Raw genomic sequence first — 21,684 nt, 5'->3', positions numbered from 1 at the left:
GAACCGTCGCCTGCGTGGTTCCGCGGCCCCGTCGCGCGGTTGCCGCTATTTTCTACCGAAAGCCTTGCTTCGCAAGTTATGCGATCGATGTTGGTTGCGTCGAGCCTACCCTATGTCAGAATTCAGGCGAGCAGGATTGCCTTCAAAACCTCGGGACACTCTGTCGCAGGCAGCGAAGCATTGCCGATCGCAGCAATGGCCGGCATACGATGAGAGTAGGGATGTGCTTAGGGGGGCGAAAGCGGTGGCAGTCGATTTCAATTCGGAACTTCATGCGCGGCCATCGATCTATTTTTCGGGTCCGGCGCTGGTCGAGCATATAGCCCTGTCGGGCACATCACCCTCGATCTCCGACCTCAGCCACCGCGTTGTCGTTGCCGAGGACGCAATCGAGGGCCCTCGAACACAAGTCGAGTTTCATACCGAGTTCGTGACCGTCACCCGAGTGACACCTCTTGAGACCGATCCCTCGACCTGGCCCGCGGGTTCCCTGTCGATCGATGAGGCGGCGCGGCTCGCTGGTTTGACCGACTGGTCATTCATTTGCCGATTGGAAATTCTCATTTGCGGATCGGCGCCCAGCGAACTCGGCCCTCTCCTTTCGTCGCTTCAATTCGGCGATACGGCAGCGTCCACCATTGGCGGCGGAGCCGCGCTCGTTTGCTCGGATTTTCGCGTCGGAGATAATGGTACCAGCCGCACGATCCTTTTCAATCACGACCTCAACGCATATCGGCTCGGCCGCATGGTGCGCAGGGTCTATGAAATCGAGACCTACCGCGTCATGGCGCTTTTGGGTTTTCCGGAGGCGCGGCGGCTTGGCCCGGTTCTTGGCGGCTACGACCGGAAGCTTGTCGAATTGACCAATCGCCATGTATCGACCTCCGCCGAAGACCATAAACAACTGCTCGATGAGATTTCTCAGCTTTCCGCGGAGGTGATCTCCGCGGCGGCACAGACGCGCAATCGCTTTGGCGCAACGGCAGCCTACGCCAAGATCGTCGAGGAACGCATCGCCGAGCTGCGCGAGACCCATGTTCCAGGTTTTCAGCGTTTCGGGGTTTTCGTGGCGCGCCGCTTCAAACCGGCGGTCAGGAGCTGTGAAGCGACCGCATTGCGCCTGGAGCAGTTGTCACATGCGACCATGCATCTGATCGACCTGCTCCAGACCCGCATCCAGGTGGAGATCGAGGTCCAGAACGCCGTTCAGATCCAGGCCATGGCCGAGCGCGCCGAAACCCAGGTCAAAATTCAGCGGGCGGTCGAGGGTCTCTCGATCATCGCCATCAGCTACTACCTTCTGAGCCTGATCAAGGTCGCGATCGAGACGGCGGATCATGCCGGTCTTCATGTCAATCCGATCTACATGCTGATCTCCATTCCCGTGGTGATCGGAGCGGTCGCCCTCGCGATCCTGAGGGTCAGGCACGCACTGAAATCCTGAAGTCTTTTTGAACGTAGCGCGCGGCAACTGCTGCCCAGCATCAGCACGAATCCAAACTCCCGCGCGCTTGGCGAGCCGCAAGCGCGTGTCATGCCGACATGGCCTCAATTGGCTGTCGGTCTTGGAGGAAGCACTTATAATTGTAATGAAACAATATACAGATTGACATGATCCATTGTCTCTTTCACGCTGATGTCATGAACATTCAGCCCGAGAAAGAGATGACATTCGTGATGACGCCGGTTGCATCATTGGCAAGGCATCGGTGCGCGCCATGACAATGATGGTGACGCTGGAGGATATAGAAGCGGCGCGGCGGCGCATTGCCCCAAAGGTGCTGCGCACGCCGTTGCGGCTCTCGCAAGCTCTGTCTCAGCGGACGGGTATTCCAGTTCATCTCAAGCTGGAAAACCATCAGCATACGGGCAGTTTCAAACTTCGCGGCGCCACGAACGCGCTTCTATGTTTGGATGAAAAGGAACGTTCGCGCGGGCTGGTGACGGCATCGACCGGCAATCACGGCAGGGCGGTTGCCCACGCCGCCAAGGCGATGGGAGCCCGTGCGACCATCTGCCTGTCCGCGCTTGTTCCGACCAACAAGGTCGAAGCTATCCGAAATCTTGGCGCGGACATCCGTATCGTCGGATACTCGCAGGATGATGCGATGTCGGAGGTCGAGCGCCTCGTCCGTGAAGAGGGCATGTATTTCATTCCCCCGTTTGATGATGCCGATGTCATTGCAGGCCAAGGCACGCTCGGACTCGAGGTCGCCGATGACTTGCCTGAGACCGCGCTTGTCCTTGTACCACTCTCGGGCGGAGGGCTGGCCTCGGGCGTCGCCGCCGCGATCAGGAGCCGTCTGCCGACCGCCAAGGTGGTCGGCGTTTCGATGGAGCGCGGCGCGGCGATGGCGGCAAGCCTTGCGGCCGGTCGTCCAACGGATGTGCAGGAGGTAGAGACCCTGGCGGATTCGTTGGGCGGCGGCATTGGGCTCGATAACCGCCTGACGTTCCGAATGTGCCGGACGCTTCTCGATGATGTCATCCTGCTCAGCGAGGAGGAGATCGCCGCCGGCATTCGCCATGCGGCCTTGATCGAGGAATTGACGGTCGAAGGGGCGGGCGCGGTCGGGATAGCGGCCCTGCTTGCCGGCAAGATCAAATCCGATGGTCCAACGGTTGTCGTCGTTTCCGGGGGCAATATCGATCCGGCTGTCCATCGGGCAATCGTTGATGGTATCAAGGCGGAGGTGGCGCCATGACGCGCGTGTTGATCCTGACGGAGACAGACCTTCGCAAGGTCGTTCAGCTCGATAGCGATGCTGTCGATTGCGTCGAGCAGGCATTCGCGGCGTTGGCGACGAAGGCCGTGGAAATGCCGCCGATCATGCGGCTCGACATCCCCGCCCATCGCGGCGAGGTCGACGTGAAGACGGCCTATGTTCCCGATCTCGCCAGTTTCGCGATCAAGGTCAGCCCCGGCTTCTTCGACAATCCATCACTTGGACTGCCAAGCACCAACGGGCTGATGATGCTCCTGTCGGCACGCACCGGCCTTGTCGAGGCGCTCCTGCTCGATAATGGCTATCTGACGGATGTGCGCACGGCCGCCGCGGGGGCCGTTGCCGCGCGACACCTGTCCCGCCCAGATAGCCGGATCGCAGCGATTTTTGGCGCCGGCATGCAAGCCCGTCTGCAATTGTGCGCGCTTGCGCTCGTCCGGCCGATCGAGGCTGCTCGGATTTGGGCGCGCGATCTGGCGAAGGCGGAAAGGCTCGCTCAGGAGCTGACGGCCGAACTCGGCTTTCCCGTCGTGGCGGAAGCCGATGCCGAAGCGGCTTGCCGCGGCGCTGACATCATCGTGACGACGACGCCCTCCGACAAACCGATCCTCAAGGCCGCCTGGCTGCGGCCGGGTCAGCACGTCACCGCCATGGGTTCCGACGCCGAGCATAAGAACGAGATCGATCCGACCCTGATTTTGAAAGCCGCGCCCTACGTCGCCGATAGCCTGAAACAGACGCGGCGGCTGGGCGAGCTTCATCATGCGATCGTAGCAGGACTTGTGAGCGAGAGCGCCGATTTCCCCGAACTCGGCGCCATTATCGCCGGCAAGGCGGCGGGCCGCCGGTCGCCCGAGGCGATCACCCTTTGCGATCTGACCGGGACCGGCGTCCAGGATACCGCCATTGCCACGCTTGCCCATCGCCGCGCCGTCTCGGCCGGCGCGGGCCAAGCGATCGAAACGACGAAAGCATCAGGAGACTAAGCGTGAGCGAACCAACCCTCAATTTCACCCGCGCCGAATATGCCGAGCGGCTCGAAAAGACGCGCCGCGCGATGGAAAAAGCCGGTGTCGATCTCGTCATCGTCACGGATCCCTCCAACATGCACTGGCTCACCGGCTATGACGGCTGGTCCTTCTACGTGCATCAAGGCGTGCTGGTGCCAGGCTCCGGCGAGCCGATCTGGTATGGCCGCGGCCAGGATGCCAATGGCGCCAAGCGCACCGCCTATCTGGCCCACGGCAACATCATCGGCTATCCCGATCACTATGTTCAGTCCAATGAGCGCCATCCGATGGATCTCCTCTCGAAGGTCATCGAGGAGCGCGGCTGGGCCAATGCCTCGATCGCCGTCGAGATGGATAATTACTGGTTCACGGCGGCAGCCTATGCCTCGCTCGTCAAGCATCTGCCGAATGCCCGTTTCAAGGACGCCCAGGGGCTTGTGAACTGGCAGCGCGCCGTCAAGAGCCCGACTGAGCTCGACTATATGCGCAAGGCCGGGCGCATCGTCGAGGCCATGCACCAGCGGATCGTCGAGAAAGTCGAGCCGGGCATTCGCAAATCCGATCTGGTCGCCGAAATCTATGATGCCGGCATTCGCGGTGTCGACGGCTTTGGCGGCGATTATGCCGCGATCGTTCCCTTGCTGCCGTCGGGCGCCGATGCCTCCGCCCCGCATCTGACCTGGGACGACAAGCCGATGAAGAGCGGCGAGGGCACATTCTTCGAGATTGCCGGCTGCTATCGCCGCTATCATTGCCCGCTGTCGCGCACCGTCTTCCTCGGCAAGCCGACACAGGCCTTTCTCGACGCGGAGAAGGCGACGCTCGAGGGCATGGAGGCCGGCCTTGCCGCCGCCAAGCCAGGTAACGTCTGCGAGGATATCGCCAACGCCTTCTTCGCGGTCCTGAAGAAATACGGGATCGTCAAGGATAACCGCACCGGCTATCCGATCGGCCTTTCCTATCCGCCGGACTGGGGCGAACGCACCATGAGCCTGCGCCCCGGCGATCGCACCGAATTGCTGCCGGGCATGACCTTCCATTTCATGACCGGCCTCTGGCTGGAAAACATGGGCATGGAAATCACCGAAAGCATCGTCATCACCGAGAGCGGCGTCGAGTGCCTCTCCAACGTTCCCCGACGACTTGTCGTGAAGTGATCGCCTGAGATGAACAGCATGAGCATATCCAAACGTCCATCGCCGATCACGCCGTCAGTCGATTTCGATCGCGACGGCATTCAGCACGGGCACCTGCGCCTTCCCTGGTCGCGCGACGATTCCGCCTGGGGTTCGATCATGATCCCCATCTGCGTCATCAGGAACGGCGAGGGGCCGACGGCGCTTTTGACCGGCGCCAATCATGGCGATGAATATGAGGGCCCCGTTGCCCTCTTCGATCTCGCCCGGACTCTGAAGCCGGAGGAGGTCAGGGGAAGGGTCATCATCGTTCCGGCGATGAATTACCCTGCTTTCCGGGCGGGCACCCGTACCTCGCCGATCGACAAGGGCAATCTCAATCGAAGTTTCCCCGGTCGGCCCGACGGCAGTGTGACCGAGAAGATCGCCGACTATTTTACCCGATACCTGCTGCCGCTTGCCGATATCGTGCTCGATTTCCATTCAGGTGGCCGTACGCTTGATTTCCTGCCCTATGCCGCAGCGCATGAGCTGCCGGACAAAGGGCAGGAAAAGGCCTGCTTCGATGGAGTCGCCGCGTTCTCCGCACCCTATTCCATGCGGATGATCGAGATCGATGCTGTCGGCATGTACGACACAACGGCCGAGGAGATGGGCAAGGTCTTTGTGACCACCGAGCTTTCGGGCGGTGGAACCATATCGGCGCGCACGGCTTCCATTGCCAAGCGCGGCGTTCTGAATGTCTTGAAGCACGCCGGAATCGTTGCAGGCGCCCCGGAGGTCGAAGCGACGCAATGGCTCGATATGCCATCGTCGGATTGCTTCGTCTTTTCCGAGGCTGAGGGGCTTTTCGAGCCGCTGAAGGATCTTGGCGACACGATTGTCCAGGGCGAGATCATCGCCCGCATCCATCCAATCGGCCGCACCGGATCCGAGCCCTTTGACTATCGGGCGGCGCTGGATGGCGTTCTCGCCGCACGTCATTTTCCCGGTCTCATCAAGACCGGGGATTGCTTGGCCGTCGTCGCAACATTGACGGAGGCGCCTTGAATTCCCTCGCCGCGATGGCGCGGCGCGGGTCACCACCCCGTTGTTGGCAAAGATCCGGAAAACCGGACAGCCGATGACGAATTTCAACCACAGAGGAGTGAACCATGAGATCGAATTTTTACCGCAGCCTCGCCGCCATGGGTCTGACCGTTGGTCTGGCCGCATCTGCCCATGCCGCCAGCCTCGAGCAGATCAAGAAGGATGGCTACATCCGCGGTGCCAGCGCCAATGAGGTTCCCTATAGCTATATGGACGAGAGCGGTGCCGCCAAGGGTATTGGTCCCGATGTTGCCGCCGCCGTGCTGAAGTCGATGGGCGTTAAGGAAGTCGACTGGACCGTGACGCCATTCGGGTCGCTGATCCCCGGGCTGAAGGCCAAGCGCTTCGACTTCGTTGCCGCCGAGCAGAACATCCTGCCGGAGCGCTGCAAGCAGGTACAGTTCACCACGCCGAATTCGAGCTACGGCGAGGGGTTATTGGTGCCGAAGGGTAATCCGAAGAAGCTGCATTCCTATGAGGATATCAAGAAGGATCCGTCGCTCAAGGTCGCGATCGTATCGGGTGCCGATCAGCTCGATTTCTTCCATGGACTCGGCATTCCGGAGTCCCAGATCGTCATGATCCAGGCGAATGCGGATGCGCTGTCCACGATCCAGACCGGCCGCGCCGACGCCTATGCGGCAACCGAGCTGACTGTCGCCAAGCTCGTTCAGGGCAGCACGAATGTCGAGCATGCCGAGCCCTTCACCGATCCGGTGATCAACGGGAAATCCGTCAGAAGCTATGGCGGCTTCGATTTCCGGCCCGAGGACAAGGAACTCTACAAGGCCTTCAATACCGCTCTCGAAGCCTTCAAGAAGACCGACGACTACAAGAAGATCCTGATGTCCTATGGTCTCAGCGCCGAAAGCGTCGAGGCCGCACGCACGAAGAGCACCGAAGATCTGTGCGCGGGCAAATGAGCCTATCGATAGTCAAGAACGACCTGGCGGCCGGCCGCGGACGATTGCCGGGTCGTTCGGCCTCTCCCATTCTGGAACGGAGGTGACCCGGACATGAGCTGGACCCACTATCTGCCGGCATTGCTGAAGGGCGCGGAGGTGACGGCGCTCATCGCCATAGCCTCGATGTTCCTGGGCGCGATCCTCGCTTTTGCGGCCGGCCTTGCGCGCTTTGCCGGAGGGCGGCTGCTCTCCGCAATCGCGATCGTCTATATCGAGATCTTTCGCGGTACGTCACTTCTGGTGCAGCTTTTCTGGCTCTATTACGCGCTGCCGCTGATCGGGATCTCCTTCGATCCCATCACCACGGGCATCGCCGGCCTGGCGCTTAATATCGGCGCCTATGGCGCGGAGGTGGTGCGCGGCGCGCTGCAGGCGGTCCCCGATACGCAGCATGAAGCGGCGCGGGCGCTGAATTTCGGGCAGGGCCAGACGCTCTTCCATATCGTCCTGCCGCAGGCCGTGGTCGAAATGATGCCGGCTTTCGGCAATCTCGCCGTTCAGAATCTGAAGGACACCGCATTGGTGTCGCTCATCTCGATCAGCGATCTCACCTTCCAGGCGCAGCAATTGCGCAACATCACGCTCGACAGCGTGACGATCTACTCGTTGACGCTCATCGGATATTTCATCATGGCGCTCATTCTGGTTGCCTTCATGCGCTGGCTGGAGACCATTCTTCGTCGTGGCGTCGCCTTCCCGGGGAGGGCGCCGGCATGATGTATGGCTTCACCTGGGATACCTCGACGACGCTGTCCTTCGCTTTGTCGATCCTGCCGATCCTTGGCATCGGCCTGATCGTCACGCTGGAGGCGGCGGCCGCCGGCTTTGCGATCGCGCTTGTTCTCGGCCTTTTCTTCGCCTTGCTGCGGCGCAGCCGCTTCGCGGTGATCTCCTGGCCGACGGCTTTCGTCATCGAGTTCCTGCGCGATACGCCGCTGCTCGTCCAGCTCTTCTTCCTCTATTATGTCCTGCCGATCTACGGCATCGTATTGCCGGCCTTCCTGACCGGTGCGTTGGCGCTGGGGCTGCAATATTCGGCCTATACGTCTGAGGTCTATCGCGGCGGCCTGGATGCCGTGCCGCTCGGACAATGGGAGGCGGCGACGGCGCTCAATCTCAGCCGCGGCCGCACCTATTGGGATATCATAATCCCACAGGCGATCCCCCGCATCATTCCGGCCATGGGCAACTATCTCGTCTCCATGCTGAAGGAGACGCCGGTCCTGTCCGTCGTCACTGTGGTCGACATGCTCAATCTCGCCAATCTCATTGGGGATCGGACGTTCGAGTATCTGGTGCCGCTTTCCCTTGTCGGCCTGATCTTTCTCATCCTCACGCTCGTCTGCTCGGCGGCCATTCATTGGCTCGAAAAGGCGTTGCCGAAAAACGGAATTGCTCTCAAATGACGCAACCACTGATCCGCTTTCAAGATGTGACCAAGCGCTACGGCCACCTGACCGTTCTCGACAATTTTTGCTTCGACGTCACGCCTGGCGAGAAGGTGACGTTGATCGGTCCTTCCGGTTCTGGAAAATCGACCGTCCTGCGCATCCTGATGACGCTCGAGCCTTTCCAGGAAGGCACCCTGCATCTGGCCGGTATGTCCTACCATCAAGACAATGGCCGTGGTCGCTTCCTCGCCAGCGAGGCGCATCTGCGCCAGATCCGTACCCATGTCGGCATGGTCTTTCAGAGCTTCAACCTGTTTCCGCACATGACCGTGCTGCGCAATGTCGTCGAAGCGCCGACACGCGTGCTCGGGCTTGGTCGGGCGGAGGCCGAGTGCCGCGCGGTCGAGCTTTTGCGCATGGTGGGACTTTCGGAGAAGAAGGATCATTATCCAAGTCAGCTTTCCGGTGGTCAGCAGCAGCGCGTCGCGATCGCCCGCGCGCTCGCCATGCGTCCAAGGGTCTTGTTGTTCGACGAGCCGACATCGGCGCTCGATCCGCAGCTCGTCGGCGAGGTGCTCGGCGTCATCCGCGATCTGGCCCATGAACACGATCTGACCATGCTGCTCGTTACCCATGAGATGCGCTTTGCCCGCGAAGTCTCCGATCGCGTCTGCTTTTTCGACAAGGGCCGTATCTGCGAGCAAGGCAAGCCGGAAGAGATCTTCAGCGCGCCGAAGGAAGATCGCACCAAGGAGTTTCTGCGCTCCATTCTTTGATGGGATTGAGCTACGGCAAGGCTAAACGATTGATCCCACATCGAAGACGGGCGGCAGCTGTTCGAACGTGCCGCGAACGGTTTCGAGCGCTGAGCGGAGGGCGGAATGGGAGAGGCGGCCGCCGAGACAGATGCGGATGCCGCCGACTGGCCGCTCTCCACCGGCGACGAACGGATCGGATGGCGTGACCGCCACGCCCTTGCGGGCCAGCGCCCGCACGAGGCCTTCCTCGCTCCAACGTTCCGGAACAGAAAGCCAGGCGCAAAGCGACAGCGGATGGCTGCCGGCGACGAATGGCGCCAGCACATCGGAGACGATCGCCTGCCGGGCCTCCGCCTCGCTTCGCTGGACGGCAAGCAGGGCTTGCGCCGTCCCATCCAGCACCCAGCGCGACGCCATTTCGGCGACGACGTTGGTGGCGCTCCATCCGGTGACGCGCAGGATCGAAGTGGCGCGGATCGAATAATGAGCCGGCACGACGAGATAGCCGATGCGCAATCCAGTCATCACGGATTTCGTGAAGCTGGTCACGAAGAAGCCGAGCTCGGGTATGAGGTCCGCCATCGAGGGGAGGGGATCGCGCAGCATAGGCTTGTAGACCTCATCCTCGATGACGAAGATGCCGTGCCGGCGGGCGATATCGGCGATTGCGCGCCGACGCTCGGCCCCCATCACATGGCTGGTGGGATTACCAAGCGAGGAAACGATGACGAGTGCCGTCACGTCGCCGATGGCACATGCCGCTTCGAAGGCCTCGGGCAGGATACCCTCGCGATCGGCCGGAAGGCCACGCAGCGTGAAGCCGAGAACATTAGCAAGGCCGATGATGCCGTGATCGGTCAGGCTCTCGGTCAGGACCACCTCGCCGGGCCGAACGACCGAGGCGACGGCAAGGAAAAGTCCGTGCGCCGCGCCATTCGTGATCAGGATCCGGTCGGGATCGGTCTTCACGGACAGACCTGAGAGCCAGATCTGCGCCGCTGCGCGATGGGCATCGAGGCCGGCGATCGGCCGGCAGGGCCGCATGAAGCTGCTATTGTCGCTTTCGGCAAGCGCCTGCATCAGTTCACGGGCCGATCGCTCATGCGCCTCGGTATAGACAGCTCGGATGATGGAGAGATCGGCGCTGCCGCTCGGATCGCGATCGAGCATGAAGCTGTCGGCGCGTTCGGTGACGCGGCTGCGCACGAAGGTGCCGCGCCCCACCTCGCCGCGCAGGTAGCCGCGGCGCTCCGCCTCCTTGTAGCTCAAACTCACGGTTTGGACGGAAATTCCCAGTGCATGGGCAAGATCGCGATGCGTCGGCATCTGCGCGTGGACGGGCAGAATGCCGTCATCGATGTCCGATATGATCTTGTCGGTGAGCAGCTTGTGCTTGGTCACACCCTTGCGATGCTGAAGCACGGGCTTCCAGGCGCCATTGTCCTGGCCTTTTGAATCATGACGATACATGGATTGATCCGGTACAATTACAGGAGTCCATGTACACCATTCGGCACCGGATGGCGACGACCGAATGCAATGGCGCGGCCTATTGTCAACAACAGGCCGCGCCATTGGCTAGGATGTGCAGGGTCGCCTCGTCAGGAGCGGATCAGCGGTTCGAAAATACGCTTTCAATGGCGCCGGCCGCCGCCTTGACGACGATATCGGCTTCCTCGCGCGTCAGGCACAGCGGCGGTGCAAAGCCGAGGATGTCTCCCTGCGGCATGGCGCGGCCAATGACACCGCGCTCAAGCAGTGCCGCCGCCACCTGCGGACCGATCTTCTGCGCGGGATCGAAGAACTTGCGATCGTCCTTGTTCTCGACGAATTCGATGGCTGCCATCAGCCCGTCGCCACGAACCTCGCCGACATGCCGGTGGCCGCCGACGGCCTTGGCAAGTTCGGAGCGGAAATAGGCACCGGTCGAGCCCGCATTCTCGACGATGCCGAGTTCATCGACCAGCTCGAGATTGGCGATGCCGGCCGCCGCGCAGATCGGATGGGCGGAATAGGTCCAGCCATGGCCAATGGCGCCGAGCTGATCGGATCCCTGCACGAGAACTTGCCACACCTTGTCGGAGACGATGCTGCCCGAAAGCGGCGCATAGGCGGAGGTCAGGCCCTTGGCGATGGTGATCAAATCCGGCTTCATGCCGTAATGATCGGAGCCGAACATCGTGCCGAGACGGCCGAAACCTGTGACGACCTCGTCGGCCACGAGCAGGACGTCATATTTTTCGAGAACGGCCTGGATCTTCTGCCAGTAGGTCTTCGGTGGCGGAACGATGCCGCCGGTGCCGAGGATCGGCTCGCCGATAAAGGCTGCGACCGTCTCCGGACCTTCAGCGAGGATCATCTCCTCCAGTCTGTCGGCGCAATGCTGCGCGAATTGTTCCTCGTTCATCGCGCGGTCGGCGCGGCGGAAGAAGTAGGGCGCCTCGGTATGGAGGATCGGCGCACGTGGCAGGTCGAAGGCCTTATGAAACAGTTCGAGACCGGTGAGGCTGCCGGTCATGACGCCGGAGCCATGATAGCCGCGCCAGCGCGAAATTATCTTCTTCTTTTCCGGACGGCCGAGAATATTGTTGTAGTACCAGATGAGCTTGATGTTGGTCTCGTTGGCGTCAGAGCCGGAAAGCCCGAAATAGACGCGGCTCATGCCTTCCGGCGCGCGGTCGATGATCATCTTCGAAAGCGTGATGGAAGCTTCCGTGCCGTGGCCGACATAGGCGTGGTAGTAGGCAAGGTTCTTTGCCTGCTCTGCGATCGCATTGGCGATTTTCTCCCTTCCATAGCCGACATTGACGCAGTAAAGGCCGGCAAAGGCATCGAGGCTCTTCTTGCCGGTTGTATCCGTGATGTAGACGCCGTCGGCGCCGGCGATCACGCGAGTCGGCGTCTCTCCACGCGCGTGCATGCCCATATGAGTCGAGGGATGGAAGAAATGGTCCCTGTCCCAGGCATTCAATTCGTTGCGCTTGTCCAGCATATTATCGTTCCTTCTTTTTCATTCGCGGCGTCAGGCTGTCGTGTCGACGCAGAGATATTTGAGCTCGGTGAAAGCCTCGATGCCGTGGCGGGAGCCTTCGCGGCCGAGACCGGATTGCTTCCAGCCGCCGAAGGGGATCGGGCCGCCCGTGATCTTCACGCGGTTGATGGCCACCATGCCGTATTCGAGCGATCGGCCAAGCCGCATCTGCCGCGCACCGTTGGCCGTGACAACGTAGGCGACAAGGCCATACTCGCTGTCGTTGGCCCGGGCGACCACCTCGTCCTCGCTGTCGAAGACGCTGACGGCTGCGACCGGTCCGAAGGTTTCCTCATGCATGATCAACGCATCCGGCGCGGGATCGACGAGGAGGGTCGGCTGGAAGAAGAGGGAGCCGGCCGCATGGCGCTTGCCGCCGGTGATGAGCCTTGCGCCCTTCTTCAAGGCGTCCCTGACCTGCTCCTCGACCTTGGCAACGGCACGTTCGTGCATGAGGGGTCCGATATCGGAGGTGTCATCCAATCCGTTCCCGACCTTAAGAGCTTCGATGCGCTTGGCGAACGCCGTTACGAAAGCATCCATGATCGGGCGCTGAACAAAGATACGGTTGGCGGCGAGGCAGTCCTGACCAGAGGTCGCGAATTTGGCATTGATGGCGATATCGACAGCGCGGTCGAGATCCGCATCGTCGAAGACGATCAAGGGCGCATGGCCGCCAAGCTCCATCACAAGACGCTTCATTGTCCCGGCACACTGGCCGGCGATCATCTTGCCGATGCCGGTCGAGCCGGTGAAGCTCAATGCCCTGACCCGGAGGTCGTCGCAGAAGGCGCCGACGATGGTCGCGGCATCGCCGGTCACGACATTGAACACGCCGGCCGGAAGCCCGGCACGTTCGCCGAGTTCGGCAAGGGCCAGCGCCGATAGCGGGGTTTCGGACGACGGATGAGCGACGACGGTGCAGCCGGCTGCAAGCGCTGCAGCGGCCTTGCGCGTGATCATGGCGGAAGGAAAGTTCCAGGGCGTGACGATGCCGACGACGCCAAGCGCTTCCCGGCGCACGATCATTTCGGCATCCGGCAGATGGCTGGTCACGCTCTCAGCATTGATGCGCTTTGACTCCTCGGCATACCATTCGATGAAGCCTGCGGCGTAATCGATCTCGCCACGAGATTCGGCGAGCGGCTTGCCTTGTTCCAGCGTCATGATGAGCGCCAGATCTTCGCGTGCCTCCAGCATGAGTTCATACCACTTGCGCAGAATCGCTGATCGCTGCTGTGACAGCAGTGAACGCCAGGCGGCAAAGGCACGCGCGGCAGTATCGATGGCGTCAATGGTCTCCTGCCTGTCGAGACTGGCAACCCAGGCAAGCGTCGCGGACGATGCAGGGTCCGTGACCTCGAAGCTTTGATTGGCTTTGCCCGCGACCCAACGACCGGCAATATAGGAAAGATCTCGCAGCAGATGGCGGTCGTTCAGCCTTGAAAGGGCTTCATGATAGGTGGCGCGGGCGTGGAGCGCGGTCATGGTCGGGTCTCTCTTTCCAGATACCCGATGCTGCCATGGAACGCAGCGAGAGATTGTCCATTGCTGGCGGTTAGAAGAGAGAAAGGACCTAAAGTGAATGGTGTCTGTAGAGAATCTCTCTATTCGCCGCTAGGCGCATCCGGGGAAAGCAGGTCGGCGACGGGAAGCACCGTTTCTTCCTTCACGGTCTTGGTCACGATGTATGTGAAATAGCGTTCGATGCCGAGGTCGCGATTTAGAAGGTCGTCGATCAGACGCTGATAGGCATCGATATCTGCCGCCATGATCTTCAGGATGTAATCGACGCCGCCGCCGACGGCCCAACAGGCCACGATCTCCGGCGTCGCCGCGACCGTTCGTTCGAAGCGCTCGAAATCCGCCTGGCGATGATTGGCGAGCGTGACCTCGACCATGACGCTGGCGATCGGAGCAAGACGCCGCAGTGCCAGATGTGCATGGTAACCGGTGATAATTCCAGCCTTTTCCAGCTTTCGAAGGCGGAGCCAGCATGGTGTCGGCGACAATCCCACCTTATCGGCCAGCGCGAGCTTGGTGATGCGGCCATCGCGCTGAATGGCATCCAGTATCCGCAGATCGATTGCATCAAGTTTCATGTGAAAGCTGCTTGTTGTCGTCACTTATCGTTTCCAGACCAATGGCACTCGAAACCAGAGCTGACAAGCTTGCTTCGTGGAATTGGGCTGATCGCGCGGCGTTGTCTGATCCTGAATGAGGCTCTTTATCTGCCGGATGGGCAGCGCTGATAATGTTATGCGGCCGCTATCGGGAAACAGGTTTACGAGCGATGCTCTTCACATCCCGTCAGCGGTGGTATCATGGAAAAAATATAATAGATGTTTCTAATTTTGCGCTGCGATGCCAAATCTTCTAACGCCTATTCGATGACGTTCGGGATCGAGCGTTCAATGCGAACATCCAGACGGATGACGCGCGTGCTGAGAATTTGAGATTCGCGCACGGTTTCGAAAACGGGCAGGAAAACCGGACGAATGATCGTGAACCAGGAAGCGGCCTCGTCGATGCTCGCACTGACGCTTGTGGTCTTGCCGCTTTCATCCTTGCCGACGATCAAAAGATTGCCGGCCAGCGGCGAGGGGTGATCTTTCAAATCCGCTATGCTGGAAAGTCCGTCGATAAGGCCGTTATTATCGGCATAGAGAAGATGGGAGTCCGCGATTCGGACGATATCGATCCCACTGGAGCCGACCAACTTGCGGATGTGCTCGATCCGGTTGCCGGCGGGAAGCATCACCGTCCGGATCGTTCCGTCGACCGTGCTTAAAAGATATGACTTGGCTTCTGGCATGGGAATTTCTTCCGTTTGCCGTTCGACGAAGTGCGGCTCTTGCGCACGAACGAGGCGAAGCTGCGGTCGTGCTCTCCTATGGGATTCATATGGGCTATAATCATTCGCCATTCCCTTGCCACCTCGAGAATTAGCAGCAGAAGATATTGGTCCTATAGGCGCGAGGTTGTGCAACTTTTGCAAGCATCAAAATTCGTTCGGTGTGTTGCCTTTTCTTCAACGGCGTCGGGAGCGCGTCGCCTTCGATTCAAATATATTGAGCGATATTTACTTTAGCGGCCCCCGGAATACTTCCGCGATGTATGAATAACGTTACGCGCCGGCACTCCGGCCTGCCGCTCACGAAAATGACATGAGCGTCGACATCTCAAGCTGAAGTAAAAAATGCGATGCCTGCCACCTTTGATTGATAATGGGTCGACGGAGACGAGATAGCGCCGCCGAGCAAGGATCATCCTGTTGAGACAATGGAGCGACTATTCCAATGAATGCGCGGATGCCTTTCCGGCTCGAACTGCGATCTCATCGAGATATTCCTCGAAATATCTGCGGGCAATAATGGATGTCATCGAGAGGCTGCGTCTAGGGTCAACGATCAAGGAAAGGACCATTGGCGGCAAGCCGCTGTCGGCTAAGCGAGAATAGTGCAATCCGTCCTCATGCGGGAGGGGCATGCCGGAAGCGATCGCGGCCACCCCGAAACCGCAGCCCTCGCGGACCATGGACCGCATGAGCGACAAGCTGTTGGTCGTCAGGACAGGCTGAAAGCGGATGTCGATACGCGCCGCCGCAATATCAACGACATCCCGTAGATGACTGCTGGTGTCGGGAACGATCGTCGGCTTCTTGAAGAATTCGCCGATGGAGATGCTGGCCGGCTGCTCTACGCCGGGATCTGCGGGCAGCATGGCGATGAGATGAAAATCGGCGGAGCGTGTAACAATGACGCCCGGCAGGGGCAGGGGGCTGAAGGTCAGTCCGAAATCTGCGTTCCCGTCCTTGACCAGCTGTCGCACGCGATCGGAATCCTCCACTGCGATCGCATTGCGGATACGAGGATGGTCCTTCGTGAATCGCGCTATCACCGCCGGCAGGAAATCGGGCACGGTTTCCTGGGAGGCCGCAATTTTCACCTCGCCGCGGCGTAGTCCCTTCAGTTCCTCGATCTCGGATTTGATGCGGGAAAGGTCCTTATTCCATTCCCTGTAGCCGTTGACGAGCAATTCGCCCGCCGATGTCAGCCGCATGCCGCGCGGCAGGCGCTCGAACAGGGCAACACCGAATTCCTCCTCGGCGCTGATGAGCTGCTTGTTGATCGCCGAAGCCGACACATTCAGTCTTTCCGCGGCTTTTCTGATCGAGCCATGGTTGGCTATCTCGTCGAGGTAATGCGCGAAGCGAGAAAACATGAGTCTGCTCATTCGGAAGTACCTCGTTGAAGAAAAGGAAACACACCGGACGAATTTTGTTGGTTGTAAAAATCGTGTGATCTAGTGTCTATTAAGACAATAATTTGAATGCAATCAATTGGTGCCGAAAAAGGCCGCAGCATGTATCTGGAGACCCCGCAAACCCATCAGGTACAGGTTGCCGGCGAGAATTTCAGCTTGCCGATCGTCCAGCTGAGCGATCGGCGAGCAATCGCATTGCTGATGGTCATCGACATGGGTATCCGGTTCGGAGATCTCGTCGGCGAGGCCCTTGCCCGTCATTTTGCGCCGTTGCGGCCCGACATCGTCGTCGGCAGCGCTACCTTGGGCGTCCCTGTCGCCATCGAGGTCTCGCGGCGCCTTGGCATCGATCGATATGTAATCTTGCAGAAGTCGCCCAAATTTCACCTTGCCGACGCCTTGGTCGAGGATGTTCGTTCCATCACGACCGCAATGCCGCAGCGTCTTCTGCTGGACCGCCGTTCGATAAAGCTGCTTCAGGGCAGACGCGTTCTGGTTGTCGACGATGTCATCGCCACCGGTTCCAGCATGGCGGCGGCAATCAGGCTCGTGCGTCGTGCCGGCGCAAACATAATTGGTGCGGGCGCCATTCTAACCGAAGGTCATTCTTGGCGGACGCTACTCGGAAAGGACGCCAAGCTGGTGACCAGTCTGGGCCACATTCCGCAGTTTGATGTTATCGATGGAGTGGCGGCCCCGGATGCCGCGACCGAAAAGGATGCTTGGACGGAAGATCGCGTTTCGGTCGGCAAGCCTATCGCGCGGATCCGGCGGAAGCGTTCCATGGCCGAGAAAGACGTCGCGCGAATATAGGCAGGGTGCCGATGATTTGCTGAGCTATCTTTGCCGCACTCGTTGGTCGCGACGCGCATGATTGGATTGGCCTGCCGATGCTGCGGGTGCTAGATCAAGTTCCATATGCAATCATGGGTGGTTTTCGTGATTTGAATTCCTATACGTCGTTTGAATGTTTTGGAGAAAACTTCCGTGCGCGGGCAATTCATTCCAATTGCAATTCCAATCCGCGCGTTACGCTGGCTTTTTCTCCATTGTCCCTGTGAGTTTTAGGGGGCTGAAGCAGTAGTCTATGGGGGACCCCGAGGGTCTGTGGAGTGTGGCGTCCCGGCCTCCGTTCGTGATTGGATGAAGTCCGGGATCGGAGTAATCGGATGCGTCAATAAGAGAGCGCGAAACTGCGCCTGAATGATCGCGGAGGGCCTTCCAATGGGTTTTCCGAGAATTTCTGGAAATTACTTTTTAAAGGGACCAAGATCATGCAACCAGCGACCGTTTCACAAACCGACGGTAATACACTCTTTCCTATCGTACTCTCGATCGTGGCGGCTGCCGCGACTGGCGTGCTTTGGGCTTATGCCAATCCAATCCAGCTCGTGCCTGGCGTCATTCAATGGCGCATTTTCGCCTTCCTGCCATCGGTGATCGGCATTCTGCTCGGCTGGCGCAGCGGCTTCATTTGCGGCTATCTCGGCACCATCGTCTGGTCGCTGCTGGCCGGCACCTTCATACCTGCGCATTCGCTTCTTGTTGACGGCATCATGGTCGGCCTGACCGGCCTCGTGCCTGGGCTGCTTTTCGATCCTGCCAAGACGACCTTCGATCGCAGCGGGCTGATCAAGATTGCCGTGGTTTGCCTTATCGTCGGGCTCGTTATGGTGGCAGCAGTGTCTGCGAGCCTTGCCTATCTCGGCATTTTCCCGTTCTGGTGGGGTTTTGGCTATCTCGGTCTGTCCGACATCGTCCCGATGGTCGTCGGCACGCCGCTGCTGATCATCCCGGCCCTGAAAATTCTGAAGAGTGCGCATCCATCCGGTTTCAAGCGCTTCTGAACCCGATCTGGATCAACAAGTGCTCAATATCACTAATCTGACGATCGGTTTCGGCGGCGCTGCGCCAGTGCTTGCCGAAACCAATTTTATGCTCGACGAGGGGCAGCGGCTTCTCGTCTGTGGTGAAGCGGGCAGCGGCAAGTCGACATTGCTCGGCGTTGCCGCCGGTCTGATTCCGCGCCTTATTCCAGTTGCCGAATTCGCCGGGCAGGTGGAGCTTTCTGGCCGCCCACTGCTTTCCTTCACAAAGAAGGAACTGTTCGGCACGATTGGCTTCGTGTCGCAAAATAGCGAAGACCAGCTCTGGGATATCTGCGTCGAGGACGTCATCGCCTTTCCCCTGGAAAACAAGGGCGTCGAGCGAAACGCGATCCGAGATCGGCTGACCGAACTGATGGCCGAATTCGAGCTGCAGGCCTTGAGCGGCCGTCGGGTTCTCACCCTTTCCGGGGGTGAGCGGCGAATGGTCACCATCGCCGCGGCGATCGTCTCGAGCCCATCGATTCTGGTGCTGGACGAACCGACGACCGGGCTTGATCCCGCCGCGCGCGTGCGGCTGTCCAATATCCTGCTGAAAGTGCTGGACAGCACCCCGACACTGCTGGTCTCGGAGCAGGACCCATTGACACTCCGCTCCGTAATAGACAGCATTGCCCTGATGCGTCGCGGCGGCGTCTCTCCGAGCATGCCGCCGCAGACGGTGCTTAAGCACGACGCCGCCTGGATCGGCGCCGGCATTTTGCCACCGATGCGCGCCCGGCCGGCGCGGCAGACCGCTGAGCCGGGGCGCCCGCTGTTGACCGTTTCGGGTCTGACGAGCCAGCTTTCCCGCTCGCGCGGCAACCCGGTATTGAAGGACGTCAGTTTCGATGTCCGGGCCGGAGACGTGCTGGCGCTCATCGGCCGCAATGGTGCCGGCAAGACGACGCTGTTCAAATCGATCCTCGGGCTGGTGAAAACCACCTCGGGTTCCATCCTTCTGGACGGAACAAAGGCCGACGACTGGTCTGTCGCGGCGAGGGCGCGCAAGATCGCCTACATTCCCCAGAACATGCGCCATATCCTGTTCAACATGACCGTAATAGGCGAGGTGATCTTTGCTATTACGGCGTCGAGCGCATCGTCGAGCGACCTGGCCGTCGTTGCGCGCGCCAAGGCAGCGCTGGAGCGATACGCACTCTCCGACCTGGCGGAAGCCAATCCGTTTGCTCTTTCGGCCCGCCAGCAAGCACTGCTGGGGCTTGCTTGCGCCGATGCGACCGGCGCGCTTGTTGCCATCATCGACGAGCCGCTTTTGAGCAGGGACATCAAAGGCCGGCAAATGCTGGAACGTTTCATCTCGTCGATGCAGTCTTCGGGGCGGGCGGTCATGCTGATCTCGCACGATCTGGAATTGGTCGACGATCTGGCTACCCGCCTGATGATCCTCGACAATGGCAGGATCGCGTTCATGGGGGCACCCGAAGACGGTTGGGAAAGCGGCACCTTCCGTTCTCTCGGCTGGCAAGCCCCCTACGATATGACAGCCTGGAGCATGGCATGACGCGGCTTCACGAGCTCAACTTCTTTATTAAGCTGGGAATCGCCTTCATCATCATGCTGGCCGCCTGGTTTGCCCCGGGCTGGCGGTTCGGAGTACCCCTTGCGCTTATCTGCCTGGCCCTTCTGTGGGGCTTGAGGGTTCCCGGGCTCCGCGGCTATCTCAAGGGCGCCGCGCTGCTGACCGGCATGGTCATGGTGAGCTGGATGATAAATCTCTGGCTGCAGGGTCTTTCGACGCCGGAAGCCTTGTCGGTCGCGGCGGCGATGGCCGCCAGGCTGGTGACCACGACGGCCGCCTTCTATTTCGTCATGGAGACAAGCTCGCCAGGCGAAATATTGGCGGCGGCAAGCGCCGCGCGGCTGCCGTCCATCGCCACGCTCGTCCTGTCATTGACCTTCGGCGTCATTCCGATGCTCCGCGATGATTTCGAGCGCATTGCGGACGCCCAGCGTTCTCGCGGCATGGAGATCGACAATGTCAGCCTGCCGACGAAATTGCGTTTTGCGCTGGCACGCGGCATTCCGCTGCTCGTTCAGGCGATCCGCATGGCGCACGCCATCTCGTTTTCCCTCACCCTTTACGGGTATGATCTGAAACACAAGCGAACAACCTGGCGAGAAGTCGGCCTGATGGTCGAGCAGCGCCTCAGCATGAAGGATAAGGCCCATGACCCCTGAGACCGCGGACCCTAGAACCGGGCAGAACTGGAAGGTCGATGTTGCCGGCTATGCCGTCGAGTTGCCGATCGTGGCGATCAAACCGGATTTTGCCATTTCGCTCATGATGGTCATCGATCTCGGCGTGAAATTCGGGGAGCATGTCGGCATCAAGCTTGCCGCCAAATTCGCATCGCTCAAGCCCGACATCGTGGTCGGCACGGCGACGCTCGGCATTCCCGTCGCCATTGAAGTGACGCGGGCGCTCGGCCTCGACAACTATGTGGTCCTGCAGAAGTCGCCGAAGATCCATTTGGCAAATGCGCTGGAACAACGCATCTCCTCGATCACCTCCAAGGGCGAGCAGCGCCTGCTGCTGGACCGCGCCGCGATCCCCCTTCTCAAGGGCAAGCGCGTGCTTGTCGTCGACGACGTGGTCGCCTCCGGATCGAGCCTCAAGGGTTCGCTGGAATTGGTGCGTAAGGCGGGAGCCGAAGTTGTCGGCATTGGCGTTATCCTGACCGAGGCTCGCGATTGGCAGGAGACGCTGGGATCCGATCGCGACCTCATTCAGGGCCTCGCTCATATTCCTCAATTCTCCAGGACCGGCAATTCTGCCTGGGAGCCAATTCCCGGCACCTGAGGCCACGGCTGTAATAAACGTATTTCGTCTCCGCCGCTGTTTCGACACGTGTTCGATGCGCTGGGTCTGGGCGCGCCATCTGGACGCCCGGACGGCGGTCATGCGGTCCTCAGCCGGTCCAAAGTTCCGGCAATCAGGCTAGAGGGAACCCATGCATGAGGCGCTGCGCGCCCGCAAACCTTTTGTCAGGATCGGCAAGCTCGCAACGGCGCCTATTGCTTCCGGGCCCTGCAGATGACGGTACCGTCACCAGTCCGCGCCTTCTTGTCGGGATCGATGCATGTCAAGGCATTGGGCTCACAATCCTCGCGGAACTCATACACGCCATTGGGGCCCATAGCTTCCAGATTGCGGGTTTGCGACGGGCAATCCATGGCCTCGGTGCCGCGTTGCTCGCATGCGGAAAGCGTAAGACCGATCAAGAGGAGAGCAAGAAACTTGTGCATCATCCGTCTTTGATTACAGGATCATATGATGAATGCAAACCCACCATCACCATGGGCCATATTGAAACCAGGCGAATGGGCCCACATTAATCTGTCCTGGGGGGCTTCCGCATTCCGTTGTAGAAAAATCATGGCCACCAAATTCGTAATCATGATCCCGATGGGAATCGGATGACG

At 60.1% G+C, this 21,684-nt stretch carries 20 protein-coding genes; 14 read left to right on the top strand and 6 right to left on the bottom strand.

The window, feature by feature from the left end; all coding sequences use genetic code 11:
- The first annotated feature begins 244 nt into the window (after window positions 1–244).
- The 9 genes from I8E17_RS28405 (at window position 245) to ehuA (ending at window position 9,093) form a co-directional block, all read left to right on the top strand.
- Complete coding sequence (locus tag I8E17_RS28405; RefSeq protein WP_229002263.1) at window positions 245–1,444, top strand: DUF3422 domain-containing protein; 1,200 nt, start codon at window positions 245–247, stop codon at window positions 1,442–1,444.
- Between the two features lie 274 nt (window positions 1,445–1,718).
- Entirely contained in the window at window positions 1,719–2,705 is a 987-nt protein-coding gene (eutB, locus tag I8E17_RS28400) for a hydroxyectoine utilization dehydratase EutB (RefSeq protein WP_219511736.1), read from the top strand.
- On the top strand, window positions 2,702–3,712 hold the full coding sequence (gene eutC, locus I8E17_RS28395) for an ectoine utilization protein EutC (RefSeq protein ID WP_069615212.1): 1,011 nt from the start codon (window positions 2,702–2,704) through the stop codon (window positions 3,710–3,712). The genes eutB and eutC overlap by 4 nt, the downstream gene beginning before the upstream one ends.
- A 2-nt stretch (window positions 3,713–3,714) precedes the next feature.
- On the top strand, window positions 3,715–4,893 hold the full coding sequence (gene doeA, locus I8E17_RS28390; RefSeq protein ID WP_219511734.1) for an ectoine hydrolase DoeA: 1,179 nt from the start codon (window positions 3,715–3,717) through the stop codon (window positions 4,891–4,893).
- A gap of 9 nt (window positions 4,894–4,902) precedes the next feature.
- A complete protein-coding gene (gene doeB / locus I8E17_RS28385) occupies window positions 4,903–5,922 on the top strand; it encodes a N(2)-acetyl-L-2,4-diaminobutanoate deacetylase DoeB (RefSeq protein ID WP_113367425.1) in 1,020 nt (339 codons plus the stop codon).
- 104 nt (window positions 5,923–6,026) lie between these two features.
- Window positions 6,027–6,884 carry an ectoine/hydroxyectoine ABC transporter substrate-binding protein EhuB gene (gene ehuB, locus I8E17_RS28380; protein ID WP_112723758.1) on the top strand — a complete coding sequence of 286 codons (858 nt, stop codon included), beginning with the start codon at window positions 6,027–6,029 and terminating at the stop codon, window positions 6,882–6,884.
- 93 nt (window positions 6,885–6,977) lie between these two features.
- Window positions 6,978–7,643 (top strand): ectoine/hydroxyectoine ABC transporter permease subunit EhuC, encoded by a 666-nt coding sequence (gene ehuC / locus I8E17_RS28375; RefSeq protein WP_069615216.1) that lies wholly within the window; start codon window positions 6,978–6,980, stop codon window positions 7,641–7,643.
- Window positions 7,640–8,332 carry an ectoine/hydroxyectoine ABC transporter permease subunit EhuD gene (gene ehuD / locus I8E17_RS28370; protein ID WP_069615217.1) on the top strand — a complete coding sequence of 231 codons (693 nt, stop codon included), beginning with the start codon at window positions 7,640–7,642 and terminating at the stop codon, window positions 8,330–8,332. The genes ehuC and ehuD overlap by 4 nt, the downstream gene beginning before the upstream one ends.
- A complete protein-coding gene (gene ehuA, locus I8E17_RS28365) occupies window positions 8,329–9,093 on the top strand; it encodes an ectoine/hydroxyectoine ABC transporter ATP-binding protein EhuA (RefSeq protein WP_112723757.1) in 765 nt (254 codons plus the stop codon). Before ehuD ends, ehuA begins: the two co-directional genes overlap by 4 nt.
- Window positions 9,094–9,114: 21 nt before the next feature.
- Here the strand turns inward: ehuA and I8E17_RS28360 are convergent, their stop codons facing one another.
- The 6 genes from I8E17_RS28360 to I8E17_RS28335 all read right to left on the bottom strand — a co-directional run bounded on the left by I8E17_RS28360 (window position 9,115) and on the right by I8E17_RS28335 (window position 16,342).
- On the bottom strand, window positions 9,115–10,545 hold the full coding sequence (locus I8E17_RS28360; protein ID WP_113367424.1) for a PLP-dependent aminotransferase family protein: 1,431 nt from the start codon (window positions 10,543–10,545) through the stop codon (window positions 9,115–9,117).
- A 142-nt stretch (window positions 10,546–10,687) separates the two neighbouring features.
- Window positions 10,688–12,067 (bottom strand): aspartate aminotransferase family protein, encoded by a 1,380-nt coding sequence (locus I8E17_RS28355; RefSeq protein WP_112723755.1) that lies wholly within the window; start codon window positions 12,065–12,067, stop codon window positions 10,688–10,690.
- Window positions 12,068–12,097: 30 nt separating this feature from the next.
- Entirely contained in the window at window positions 12,098–13,594 is a 1,497-nt protein-coding gene (locus tag I8E17_RS28350) for an NAD-dependent succinate-semialdehyde dehydrogenase (RefSeq protein ID WP_113367423.1), read from the bottom strand.
- A 119-nt stretch (window positions 13,595–13,713) separates the two neighbouring features.
- Window positions 13,714–14,208 (bottom strand): Lrp/AsnC family transcriptional regulator, encoded by a 495-nt coding sequence (locus I8E17_RS28345; protein ID WP_069615222.1) that lies wholly within the window; start codon window positions 14,206–14,208, stop codon window positions 13,714–13,716.
- 281 nt (window positions 14,209–14,489) lie between these two features.
- Window positions 14,490–15,104, bottom strand: coding sequence for a hypothetical protein (locus tag I8E17_RS28340; protein ID WP_229002262.1), 615 nt, complete (start codon window positions 15,102–15,104; stop codon window positions 14,490–14,492).
- A 293-nt stretch (window positions 15,105–15,397) separates the two neighbouring features.
- Window positions 15,398–16,342 carry a LysR family transcriptional regulator gene (locus tag I8E17_RS28335; RefSeq protein ID WP_112723752.1) on the bottom strand — a complete coding sequence of 315 codons (945 nt, stop codon included), beginning with the start codon at window positions 16,340–16,342 and terminating at the stop codon, window positions 15,398–15,400.
- Between the two features lie 129 nt (window positions 16,343–16,471).
- On the opposite strand from I8E17_RS28335, the gene I8E17_RS28330 reads away from it, so the two are divergent.
- From I8E17_RS28330 to I8E17_RS28310, 5 genes are all read left to right on the top strand, one after another.
- A complete protein-coding gene (locus I8E17_RS28330) occupies window positions 16,472–17,185 on the top strand; it encodes a phosphoribosyltransferase family protein (RefSeq protein ID WP_113367421.1) in 714 nt (237 codons plus the stop codon).
- Between the two features lie 461 nt (window positions 17,186–17,646).
- Complete coding sequence (locus I8E17_RS28325; RefSeq protein WP_069615226.1) at window positions 17,647–18,219, top strand: aminotriazole resistance protein; 573 nt, start codon at window positions 17,647–17,649, stop codon at window positions 18,217–18,219.
- 19 nt (window positions 18,220–18,238) lie between these two features.
- A complete protein-coding gene (locus I8E17_RS28320; RefSeq protein ID WP_113367496.1) occupies window positions 18,239–19,762 on the top strand; it encodes an ATP-binding cassette domain-containing protein in 1,524 nt (507 codons plus the stop codon).
- Window positions 19,759–20,439, top strand: coding sequence for an energy-coupling factor transporter transmembrane component T (locus I8E17_RS28315; RefSeq protein ID WP_069615227.1), 681 nt, complete (start codon window positions 19,759–19,761; stop codon window positions 20,437–20,439). Before I8E17_RS28320 ends, I8E17_RS28315 begins: the two co-directional genes overlap by 4 nt.
- Window positions 20,429–21,061 (top strand): phosphoribosyltransferase family protein, encoded by a 633-nt coding sequence (locus I8E17_RS28310; RefSeq protein ID WP_069615228.1) that lies wholly within the window; start codon window positions 20,429–20,431, stop codon window positions 21,059–21,061. Before I8E17_RS28315 ends, I8E17_RS28310 begins: the two co-directional genes overlap by 11 nt.
- Window positions 21,062–21,684: the final 623 nt, after the last annotated feature.

Source organism: Rhizobium sp. AB2/73 (assembly GCF_020871915.1).
Taxonomy (GTDB): Bacteria; Pseudomonadota; Alphaproteobacteria; order Rhizobiales; family Rhizobiaceae; genus Rhizobium; species Rhizobium dioscoreae.
Note: the sequence above shows the minus strand (reverse complement) of the source record. Positions and strands in the feature narration are given on the sequence as shown.